General features: G+C 56.6%; 7 protein-coding genes. 6 read left to right on the forward strand and 1 reads right to left on the reverse strand.

The features are described from left to right. Positions 1–12 precede the first annotated feature (12 nt). A complete protein-coding gene (gene gudD, locus APU11_RS05785; protein ID WP_038420507.1) occupies positions 13–1,350 on the forward strand; it encodes a glucarate dehydratase in 1,338 nt (445 codons plus the stop codon). Positions 1,351–1,427: 77 nt separating this feature from the next. After that, positions 1,428–2,567 (forward strand): glycerate kinase, encoded by a 1,140-nt coding sequence (locus APU11_RS05790; RefSeq protein ID WP_013098521.1) that lies wholly within the window; start codon positions 1,428–1,430, stop codon positions 2,565–2,567. Between the two features lie 70 nt (positions 2,568–2,637). Here APU11_RS05790 and barA read toward each other — a convergent pair whose 3' ends face one another. Continuing rightward, complete coding sequence (gene barA / locus APU11_RS05795) at positions 2,638–5,397, reverse strand: two-component sensor histidine kinase BarA (RefSeq protein ID WP_048971723.1); 2,760 nt, start codon at positions 5,395–5,397, stop codon at positions 2,638–2,640. Between the two features lie 57 nt (positions 5,398–5,454). Here barA and rlmD point away from each other — a divergent pair, with 57 nt between their 5' ends. The 4 genes from rlmD to pyrG all read left to right on the forward strand — a co-directional run bounded on the left by rlmD (position 5,455) and on the right by pyrG (position 11,755). Continuing rightward, positions 5,455–6,753 (forward strand): 23S rRNA (uracil(1939)-C(5))-methyltransferase RlmD, encoded by a 1,299-nt coding sequence (rlmD, locus tag APU11_RS05800; protein WP_013098519.1) that lies wholly within the window; start codon positions 5,455–5,457, stop codon positions 6,751–6,753. 51 nt (positions 6,754–6,804) lie between these two features. After that, a complete protein-coding gene (relA, locus tag APU11_RS05805) occupies positions 6,805–9,036 on the forward strand; it encodes a GTP diphosphokinase (protein ID WP_038983824.1) in 2,232 nt (743 codons plus the stop codon). Between the two features lie 66 nt (positions 9,037–9,102). Beyond that, complete coding sequence (gene mazG / locus APU11_RS05810) at positions 9,103–9,894, forward strand: nucleoside triphosphate pyrophosphohydrolase (protein ID WP_029883908.1); 792 nt, start codon at positions 9,103–9,105, stop codon at positions 9,892–9,894. A 223-nt stretch (positions 9,895–10,117) separates the two neighbouring features. Then, complete coding sequence (gene pyrG / locus APU11_RS05815; RefSeq protein WP_013098516.1) at positions 10,118–11,755, forward strand: CTP synthase (glutamine hydrolyzing); 1,638 nt, start codon at positions 10,118–10,120, stop codon at positions 11,753–11,755. The last annotated feature ends 33 nt before the right edge of the window (positions 11,756–11,788 follow it).

Below are 11,788 nucleotides of genomic sequence, written 5' to 3' on the forward strand. Positions count from 1 at the left end.
AAGGATTGCACCATGAGCACTTTTACCACCCCTGTTGTTACTTCCATGCAGATCATTCCGGTTGCCGGCCATGACAGCATGCTGATGAACCTGAGCGGCGCACATGCGCCGTTTTTCACCCGCAATATTGTCATTATTAAAGATAACGCCGGGCATACCGGCGTGGGGGAAATCCCGGGCGGTGAGAAGATCCGCAAAACGCTTGAAGACGCCATCCCGCTGGTGGTGGGAAAAACGCTGGGCGAATATAAAAACGTCTTAAATACCGTGCGGAATACCTTTGCCGATCGCGATGCGGGTGGCCGTGGGCTGCAAACGTTTGATCTGCGCACCACCATCCACGTGGTGACCGGCATCGAAGCCGCCATGCTGGACCTGTTAGGTCAACACCTGGGGGTTAACGTTGCTTCCCTGCTGGGTGAGGGGCAGCAACGCAGTGAAGTGGAGATGCTGGGCTATCTGTTCTTTGTTGGCGACCGCAACCTGACGCCGTTGCCATACCAGAGCCAGCCGGACGAGCGATGTGACTGGTACCGACTCCGCCATGATGAAGCGATGACGCCGGATGCGGTGGTGCGCCTGGCGGAGGCCGCGTACGAAAAATATGGTTTTAATGATTTCAAACTGAAGGGCGGCGTGCTGGCCGGAGAAGAAGAGGCCGAAGCTATCTCAGCCCTGGCTAAACGATTCCCGCAGGCGCGCGTCACGCTGGATCCGAACGGGGCCTGGTCGCTTGATGAAGCGATCGCCATCGGCAAGCAGCTGAAAGGCGTGCTGGCCTACGCGGAGGATCCGTGCGGGGCAGAACAAGGTTTCTCTGGCCGTGAAGTGATGGCGGAGTTCCGCCGCGCCACGGGCTTACCTACCGCGACCAACATGATCGCCACCGACTGGCGTCAGATGGGGCACACCTTGTCCCTGCAGTCTGTCGATATTCCGCTGGCGGACCCGCATTTCTGGACGATGCAGGGCTCGGTACGCGTGGCGCAGATGTGCCATGAGTTCGGTCTGACCTGGGGCTCGCACTCCAATAACCACTTCGATATCTCGCTGGCGATGTTCACCCACGTGGCCGCTGCCGCGCCGGGCACGATTACCGCGATCGACACCCACTGGATCTGGCAGGAAGGCAATCAGCGCCTGACGAAAGCGCCGTTTGAAATCAAAGGGGGGATGGTGCAGGTCCCGTCCACACCGGGTCTGGGCGTGGAACTGGATATGGATCAGGTGATGAAAGCCCATGAGCTGTACCAGAAACATGGGCTGGGTGCGCGCGATGACGCGATGGCGATGCAGTATCTGATCCCAGAGTGGACATTCGACAATAAACGTCCGTGCATGGTACGATAAACGCATTGGGACCGCTCCCATGAGCGGTTCTTTACGTGGTGTATGCTTAACGTAACGACTATGCGTAAGGATGGCTTATGAAAATTGTTATCGCACCGGACTCGTATAAGGAAAGTTTGAGTGCGCTTGAGGTTGCGACAGCGATAGAGCAGGGTTTTCGCGAGATCTTTCCTGAGGCGGTTTACGTCAAACTGCCGGTCGCGGACGGCGGTGAAGGCACCGTCGAAGCGATGATCGCGGCAACGCAGGGACGCATTGTGCATGTTCCGGTGACCGGCCCTCTGGGCCATCGCGTGGAAGGGTTTTACGGGATATCCGGCGACGAGAAGAGCGCCTTTATCGAAATGGCGGCGGCCAGTGGTCTTGAGCTGGTTGCACCTTCGCAGCGCGATCCTCTGAAAACGACCTCCTGGGGCACGGGTGAACTTATCCGTCACGCGCTGGATGCGGGCGTTAAGCATATCATCATCGGCATCGGTGGCAGCGCCACCAATGATGGCGGTGCAGGAATGGTGCAGGCGCTGGGGGCCAGGCTGCTGGACGACCGTGAACAGCCGCTGGGGCAGGGCGGAGGCGAGCTGGGCAAACTTGCCCGTATCGACCTGAGCGGGCTGGACAAGCGTCTGGCCGAGTGCCGCATAGAAGTGGCCTGCGATGTGACGAATCCGCTTACCGGTAAGCTGGGCGCATCAGCGGTTTTTGGCCCGCAAAAGGGTGCCACACCCGAGATGATCATCACTCTGGACAACGCGCTTGCGCACTATGCGCGGGTCATTGCCCGGGATCTTGATATGGATGTGCTCAACCTGGCGGGCGGCGGCGCGGCAGGTGGAATGGGGGCGGCGCTGTACGCCTTCTGCGGTGCGCAGCTGCGCCAGGGCATTGAGATCGTCACCGATGCGCTACATCTGGCTGACCAGATTGCCGATGCGGATTTGGTGATAACGGGTGAAGGTCGCATCGACAGCCAGACGATCCACGGCAAAGTGCCGGTTGGGGTGGCGAAGGTAGCCAAACGCTTCAACAAGCCGGTTATCGGGATTGCAGGCAGTCTGACGGCGGACGTTGGCGTCGTGCACGATCACGGCATCGATGCGGTGTTTAGCGTGATTTACACCATCTGCTCGCTGGAAGATGCGCTGGAAAACGCCAGCGAGAACGTCAGGATGGCCGCAAGAAATATCGCGGCGGTACTGAAACTCGGGCAGGGGATGTAGTTCTCCCTTACCCAGTGGGAGAGGGGTGAGGGTGTAGGCCCGGTAAGCGTCGCGCCACCGGGCATTTACCTCAGTTTCCTAACACCTTCATCGCTTCCCGCGTCACGTTATCCATCTCATCCAGCAGTTCAAGGAACTCCGGTTCCAGTTCAGATTCTGGTGTCCCTGCGCGTAGCTGCTGCTCCAGCAGCTGGCAGAGGTTTTTCAGGCGGGGCACGCCGCTGTAACCACAGCTACCGTGCAGCTTGTGGATAGCCTGCAGCAGCTCCTCCGGGTTTTCGCCCACCAGCTGTTCTTCTACCTTATTGCGAATTTCCGGCAGAAACGCGACCAGCATCTGTAGCATCTCGCGGGCTAAATCAGGTTTCCCCGCCGCCTGGCGTAACGCAAGCTGCCAGTCAAAGGTGGCGTTCTGATTCACGCTAATCTCAATTGGTTCTGCTGATAAGGTATACGTACCGCCGATATGCCCCGGCTTATAGCGCAGCAGCAGGTTATGCAGTTTCTCTTCGTCGATAGGCTTCGCCAGATAATCGTTCATTCCGGCGCCGAGCAGCTTCTCTTTCTGCCCGGCCATCGCATGCGCGGTCACGGCAATGACCGGCGTTTGCTGTTGATGAGGTAGCTGGCGGATAAGCTCACAGGCGCGAATGCCATCCATACCCGGCATTTGAATATCCATCAGAATCAAATCGAACTGCATCTGTTTGGCCAGTTCAACCGCCTCAGCACCGCTTGTGCAGAGCTCGACATGCTGAACCTGATCCTCAAGCAGCACGCCAATCAGCTTCAGGTTTGCTGGATTATCATCCACCGCCATCACGCTCATCGGCAGCCTCTGCTCGTCATTAATCAGTGCCACGGCATGCTCATTCAGGCGGCAGTAGGCCGTCAAAGCAGGCAACAAGCGTGTGGCGGTGAGCGGTTTAAGCAGACAGGCGGCCGCCCCGTCGTTTTTCAACTCTTCGGCATTGATTTGCGCATGGCACGGCAGCGCCAGCAGCAGGTAGTCGGTCATTGATGCGGCTTTCGCCAGCCGTTCCTGCTGCATGGTGAGCTCCCCGGTAAAGGTGACCGGGATCCCCATCAGCAGGATGTCGTAATGCTCAACGGTAAGCGCAGAGAAGGTCGGGCTGTAGACCACCTCCAGCGGCGTGGTGCTTAAGATGTCCAGCGTGCACTGGGCAGCGGCGGCGTTCGGCTCCACGTAAGCGAGGCGCTTGCCTTTCAGGCAATCCGTCACCGGGCCGTCCGTCAGCACGTTCGGGTTGAGATCCAGGTTGATATGGAACCAGAACGTCGACCCCCGGTTTGGCTGGCTGTGGAAAGAGATATCGCCACCCATCTCTTTAACCAGTTTTTGTGTGATAACCAGCCCCAGGCCCGTACCACCGTGACGCCGCGAAATACTCGCATCCGCCTGACGAAACGCCTGGAACAGACGGGATTGATCCCGTTCGGGAATGCCAATGCCGGTATCGCGGATCTGAACTTCAATCTGTACTTTGTTATTACTGATGGCACGTTTTTCCACCAGAATGTCGATGTTGCCGCTTTCGGTAAATTTGATGGCATTACCGACAAGATTGGTAATGACCTGCTGCAGGCGCAGCGGATCGCCGATGACGTTATCCGGCACGTCGTTTTTAATGTTCAGCGTCAGCTCAAGCCCTTTGTCGTGCGACGAGTGCGCCAGCAGCGTAACCACCTCATCAAGCGTACTGCGCAGCGGGAACGGAATGCTCTCCAGGATCAGCTTGCCCGCTTCCAGCTTGGAGAAGTCCAGCACGTCATTAATGATCGCCAGCAGATTGTTGGCCGAGCGTTCAATGGTGTGCAGGTGATCGCGCTGGGTGGGGTTAAGCTCGCTCTTCAGGGTCAGGCGGGTAAAGCCAATCACGCCATTGAGCGGCGTACGCAGCTCGTGTGACATATTGGCAAGGAACTCCGATTTAATGCGGGCAGCCTCCTGGGCACGCTTTTTCGCCAGATCCAGCTCGACGTTCTGGATCTCCATCTGTTCCAGCGTTTCGCGCAGATCCGAAGTGGCCTGATCCACGTTATGCTGCATCTCTTCGTGATAGGCCGCCAGCGACATCGCCATCGAGTTGATGCCGTTTTTCAGCATGTCCAGTTCGCCCAGCATAAACCCTTCCACGCGGCTATCGAGCTGGCCACGGCGAATGCGGTCAACGGTGTTGACCATATTGCGGATGGGCCCGGTCACATCGCGCATCAGTCGCCAGCCGAAGATGAGCGCAATGCCGATACAGAACAGCATCATCACGCCGGAGATAAAAATCTCTTTGTACTGCTGCAGTCGCACCGACTTGAGGTCCAGCTCCAGCGCCACATATCCGAGCATATTGCTGCTGGACTTGGCGTCGGATTGCGCGGACTCATCCGGCGAATAACTTTCCGAAATTATCGGCGTGCGCAGGATCATAATATCGCCCCGTCGCATCACCGTGAGATGGCGCGGGAACGGCGAACCGTCAGGAATTTTTAACGCTGCCGGATCAAGATGAAAATTAGAGGTGACGAACAGCCGGTTATGCTCGTCATAGACGGAGATCGCACGCACAATATCCGAGTGGCGGCGATGCAACACACTGATTAACTGACCAATCGATTCGCGGTTTTGCAGGTTCATCCCGTATTCGCTGGACACGGCCAGCGGTTCGATGATGCTGGCTCCGGCATCTTCCAGCTGTCGCTGCAGGTCGTTATAGCGGTGCACAACGAAGAAGATGCTCAGCAGCAAACCGATGAGAACGGTGGGGGCGAGGATCAAAATCATCATGCGCGCGCGCAGGCTGTAGTTGGTCATGGCGTTCCGTTATGGGACAATTAAGATAATTATGTATATTTGAGAAAATTCCCGGCGATGGCGCAATTCTACTCTGCAAAGCGACGCGTGACGACGCGTCAGATCATCACTGTCGAAGCCACGGACCTTGACCCTTTTGGTCAGGGCGTCGCGCATCACAATGGTAAGACACTGTTTATAACAGGTTTGCTGCCCACAGAACGAGCAGAAATTACGCTGACGGAAGATAAACGCCAGTACGCACGCGGGAAGGTGAAGCGCCGTCTGACCACCAGCCCGGAGCGCACAGAGCCACGCTGCCCGCATTTTGGCGTCTGCGGAGGCTGCCAGCAACAACATGCCAGCGTAGTTTTACAGCAAAAAAGTAAGAGTAATGCCCTGGCACGCCTGCTCAGGCATGACGTTGACGACATCATTGCCGACCAACCCTGGGGCTATCGTCGTCGCGCGCGGCTGAGCCTAAGCTATCAGCCCAAAAACGAGCGGCTGGAGATGGGGTTTCGCAAAGCGGGCTCCAGCGATATCGTCGATATCAGGCAGTGCCCCATTTTGGTGCCCCGTCTTGAGGCATTGCTCCCGGACGTGCACGCATGCCTGTCCGGGCTGGACAGTGTTCGCCACCTCGGGCATGTGGAACTGGTCCTGGCAAACAATGGTCCGCTGATGGTGCTGCGCCATACCGCGCCGTTGTCCAAAAAAGACCGCGAAAAACTGGAACGCTTTTCGCATTCCCACGAGCTGGCGCTTTTTCTCGCCCCACAAAGCGAGATACTGGAGCAGGTTACAGGTGACGCGCCCTGGTATGCGTCAAACGGACTACGCTTAACGTTCAGTCCGCGGGATTTCATCCAGGTTAATGACGGTGTTAATCAGCAGATGATCGAAACCGCGCTGACGTGGCTGGATGTCCAGCCGACCGACCGCGTGCTTGATCTCTTCTGCGGCATGGGCAATTTCACGCTGCCGCTGGCCCGTAAAGCGGCGAGTGTTGTGGGGGTAGAAGGCGTCGACGCGCTGGTGGCGAAAGGCCAGGAGAATGCGCAACAGAACGGCTTGCAAAATGTGACATTCTTTCATCAAAATCTGGAGGAAGATGTCACGCAGCAGCCCTGGGCAAAACAGGGCTTTGACAAAATCCTGCTCGACCCGGCACGGGCAGGCGCACCGGGCGTGATGCAGCATATAATTAAACTCGCCCCGAAACGCGTGGTCTACGTTTCCTGTAACCCGGCAACGCTTGCCCGGGATAGCGAGGCATTACTCAGCGCGGGTTACCAGATTCAGCGTCTGGCAATGCTGGACATGTTCCCGCACACTGGGCATCTGGAATCAATGGTGTTGTTCGAGCACATCTAATTAGTTTGGCTTGTCGACTTCGACAGGCCCTGGTCCCTAAAGGAGAGGACGATGGTTGCGGTAAGAAGTGCACATCTTAATAAAGCTGGTGAGTTTGACCCTCAAAAATGGATCGCAAGTCTGGGAATTTCCAGCCAGCAGTCGTGTGAACGCTTAACCGAAACCTGGGCCTATTGTCAGCGCACCACGCTGGGGCATCCGGACGCCGAGCTGCTGCTGTGGCGCGGCGTGGAGATGGTCGAAATCTTATCCATGCTCAATATGGATATCGAAACACTGCAGGCCGCGCTTCTGTTCCCGCTTGCCGATGCGGACGTCGTCACGGAAGACGTGCTGCGTGAAAGCGTCGGAAAATCGGTCGTGGCGCTGATCCACGGTGTCCGCGATATGGCGGCCATTCGTCAGCTCAAAGCCGCGCACACCGATTCCGTCTCCTCTGAACAGGTCGATAACGTTCGCCGGATGCTGCTGGCCATGGTGGATGATTTCCGCTGCGTGGTCATCAAGCTTGCCGAGCGTATCGCCCACCTGCGTGAAGTGAAGGACGCGCCGGAAGATGAGCGCGTACTCGCCGCCAAAGAGTGTACAAACATCTATGCGCCGCTGGCGAACCGCTTAGGCATTGGTCAGCTCAAATGGGAGCTGGAAGACTACTGCTTCCGTTATCTGCACCCGGCGGAATATAAGCGCATTGCGAAACTGCTGCATGAACGCCGTATCGACCGCGAACACTATATTGAAGAATTTGTCAGCGGGTTGCGCCAGTCGATGAAGGAAGAGAACGTCCGTGCCGAAGTGTACGGTCGGCCAAAGCATATCTACAGCATCTGGCGCAAAATGCAGAAGAAACACCTCGCCTTTGACGAGCTGTTCGACGTGCGTGCCGTGCGTATTGTGGCGGAGCGTCTGCAGGACTGCTACGCCGCACTGGGGATCGTGCACACGCACTTCCGCCATCTGCCGGATGAGTTCGATGACTATGTCGCCAACCCGAAACCTAACGGCTACCAGTCTATTCATACCGTGGTGCTGGGCCCCGGCGGTAAAACGGTTGAAATTCAGATCCGTACCAAACAGATGCACGAAGACGCCGAGCTGGGTGTCGCCGCGCACTGGAAATACAAAGAGGGCACCTCGGGCGGGGCGCGCACCGGTCACGAAGACCGCATTGCCTGGCTGCGTAAGCTGATTGCGTGGCAGGAAGAGATGGCCGACTCCGGCGAGATGCTCGACGAAGTGCGCAGCCAGGTCTTCGACGACCGGGTGTACGTCTTTACGCCGAAAGGGGACGTTGTCGACCTGCCTGCCGGGTCAACGCCGCTCGACTTTGCCTATCACATCCACAGCGATGTCGGGCACCGCTGCATTGGTGCGAAAATCGGCGGGCGCATTGTACCGTTCACCTACCAGCTGCAGATGGGCGATCAGATTGAAATCATCACCCAGAAGCAGCCAAACCCGAGCCGTGACTGGCTGAACCCGAACCTGGGGTATGTCACCACCAGCCGCGGACGCTCCAAAATTCACGCCTGGTTCCGTAAACAGGATCGTGACAAGAACATCCTTGCCGGTCGCCAGATCCTGGATGACGAGCTGGAGCATATAGGCATCAGCCTGAAAGAGGCGGAGAGGTTCCTGCTGCCGCGTTACAACTTTAATGAGCTCGATGAGCTGTTAGCGGCCATTGGTGGCGGCGATATTCGTCTCAACCAGATGGTGAATTTCCTGCAGGCGCAGTTCAACAAGCCAAGTGCGGCAGAGCAGGATGCGGCGGCGCTGAAACAGCTGCAGCAGAAAACCTACGCCCCGCAGCAGCGCAGCAAAGACAATGGTCGCGTGGTGGTGGAAGGCGTCGGCAATCTGATGCACCACATCGCCCGCTGCTGCCAGCCTATCCCGGGGGACGACATCGTCGGCTTTATCACCCAGGGGCGTGGGATTTCGATTCACCGCTCAGACTGTGACCAGCTTGCTGAGCTGCAGTCGCATGCGCCGGAACGCATCGTTGAAGCCGTCTGGGGTGAAAGCTACTCTGCCGGCTACTCGCTGGTGGTGCGCGTCACCGCCAACGACCGCAGCGGTCTGCTGCGCGACATTACGACCATTCTTGCCAATGAGAAGGTCAACGTGCTGGGCGTTGCCAGCCGCAGCGATACCCGCGAGCAGCTTGCCACCATCGATATGACCATCGAAATCTACAACCTGCAGGTGCTGGGCCGCGTGCTTGGCAAACTGAACCAGGTCCCGGATGTGATTGACGCGCGTCGTCTCCACGGCGGTTGAACATCCTCTTCTGTAAGCCGGGTAAGGCAACGCCGCCACCCGGCATTTTTTCATCAGGACAGTACTATGACTCAAATCGACCGCCTGCTCGGCATCATGAAACGCCTGCGTGACCCGGAAAACGGCTGCCCGTGGGATAAAGAGCAGACTTTCGCGACTATCGCCCCGTACACCCTCGAAGAGACCTATGAAGTACTGGACGCCATTTCACGTGAGGACTTTGACGACCTGCGCGGCGAACTCGGTGACCTGCTGTTTCAGGTGGTGTTCTATGCACAGATGGCGCAGGAAGAGGGGCGCTTTAATTTTGACGATATCTGCGCCGCCATTAGCGACAAGCTTGAGCGCCGCCATCCGCATATCTTTGGCGATGCCACGGCGGGCAACAGCGCGGAAGTGCTGGCGCGCTGGGAGCAGATTAAAAGTGCCGAGCGGGCTGAAAAATCCCAACACTCCGCGCTGGATGACATCCCGCTGAGTCTGCCCGCCCTGATGCGTGCCCATAAGATCCAGAAACGCTGCTCGGCAGTAGGGTTTGACTGGCACTCGCTTGGCCCGGTACTGGACAAAGTCCATGAAGAAATCGACGAAGTGATGCACGAAGCGCAGCAGGCCGTGGTGGATGAAGCAAAGCTTGAAGAAGAGATGGGCGATTTGCTGTTTGCCACCGTCAACCTTTCGCGCCACCTGGGTGTAAAAGCGGAAACGGCCCTGCAAAAAGCCAACCTTAAGTTCGAACGACGCTTTCGCGAAGTCGAGCGCATTGTGGCCTCGCGCGGCCTGGAAATGACCGGAATTGACCTCGATGTGATGGAAGAAGTCTGGCAGGAAGTAAAACGCCAGGAATCTGATCTCTAACGGAATTTTGCGATCAAGCGCAATTTGTGTGATTTTTTAAATGACAAGCGCTTGATTTGCGTCAAAAACATTTACCCAAAAGGGGCTATTTTCTCACTCCTTATGTTTGTCATGGCCTGGAATGGAGACGGAGAATGAAAGTTTGTGGCGCTCGCCGTGTTCGGGTATACTACTTTCCCGTCCTGGTTATTCCATCGTTTCACCCTAACTTCTCAGGTTCAGCATGACAACGAACTATATTTTTGTGACCGGCGGGGTCGTATCCTCTCTGGGTAAAGGCATTGCCGCAGCCTCCCTCGCAGCCATTCTTGAAGCCCGTGGCCTCAATGTGACCATGATGAAACTGGATCCGTACATCAACGTCGATCCTGGCACCATGAGCCCAATCCAACACGGGGAAGTGTTCGTTACTGAAGACGGCGCTGAAACCGATCTGGATCTTGGCCACTACGAGCGTTTCATTCGCACCAAAATGACCCGTCGTAACAACTTCACGACTGGCCGTATCTACTCCGACGTTCTGCGTAAAGAGCGCCGTGGTGATTATCTGGGTGCAACCGTTCAGGTTATCCCGCACATCACTAACGCTATCAAAGAACGCATCATTGCGGGTGGCGAAGGCCACGACGTGGTGCTGGTTGAAATCGGCGGTACCGTGGGTGATATCGAATCCCTGCCGTTCCTGGAAGCGATTCGCCAGCTGGCGGTTGATATCGGTCGTGAACACGCGCTGTTCATGCACCTGACGCTGGTGCCTTACATGGCAGCCGCAGGTGAAGTGAAAACCAAACCGACTCAGCACTCCGTGAAAGAGCTGCTCTCCATCGGTATTCAGCCTGACATTCTGGTTTGCCGCTCCGATCGCGCGGTTCCGGCGAACGAACGTGCGAAAATTGCATTGTTCTGTAACGTGCCTGAAAAAGCCGTTATTTCAATGAAAGATGTCGATTCCATTTATAAAATCCCGGGCCTGTTGAAATCACAGGGCCTGGACGATTATATTTGTAAACGATTCAGCTTGAACTGTCCGGAAGCTAACCTGTCTGAATGGGAACAGGTTATTTATGAAGAAGCCAATCCGGCTGGTGAAGTGACTATCGGTATGGTCGGCAAGTACATCGAACTGCCGGATGCCTATAAGTCCGTTATCGAAGCGCTGAAACACGGTGGTCTGAAGAACCGCGTCTCCGTGAACATCAAGCTGATTGATTCGCAGGATGTTGAAACACGTGGCGTCGAAATTCTGAAAGATCTGGATGCGATTCTCATCCCTGGCGGCTTCGGCTACCGTGGTGTAGAAGGCAAGATCGCCACTGCACGCTATGCGCGTGAAAACAATATTCCATACCTCGGCATCTGCCTGGGTATGCAGGTTGCGCTAATCGAATTTGCGCGCAACGTAGCGGGAATGGAAAACGCGAACTCTACGGAATTTGTGCCAGACTGTAAGTACCCTGTAGTGGCGCTTATCACTGAATGGCGCGACGAAGACGGTAACGTCGAAGTCCGTACCGAGAAGAGCGATCTGGGTGGCACTATGCGTCTTGGCGCACAGGCCTGCCAGCTGTCTGACGATAGCGTGGTTCGTAAGCTGTATGGCGAACCGGTCATCACCGAGCGTCATCGTCACCGCTATGAAGTCAACAACATGTTGTTGAAACAAATTGAAGCTGCGGGTCTGCGTGTTGCGGGCCGCTCCGGGGATGATCAGTTAGTCGAGATCATCGAAGTGCCAAACCACCCGTGGTTTGTCGCCTGCCAATTCCACCCGGAATTTACTTCAACGCCACGTGACGGGCATCCGCTGTTTGCAGGTTTCGTGAAAGCCGCCAGCGAGTATCAGAAGCGTCAGGCGAAGTAAAAAAGTTAGAACGGCAACGCGTACCCCCGGTAC

The sequence above is a fragment of the Enterobacter sp. 50793107 genome, assembly GCF_001463365.1.
GTDB classification, from domain to species: Bacteria; Pseudomonadota; Gammaproteobacteria; order Enterobacterales; family Enterobacteriaceae; genus Enterobacter; species Enterobacter cloacae.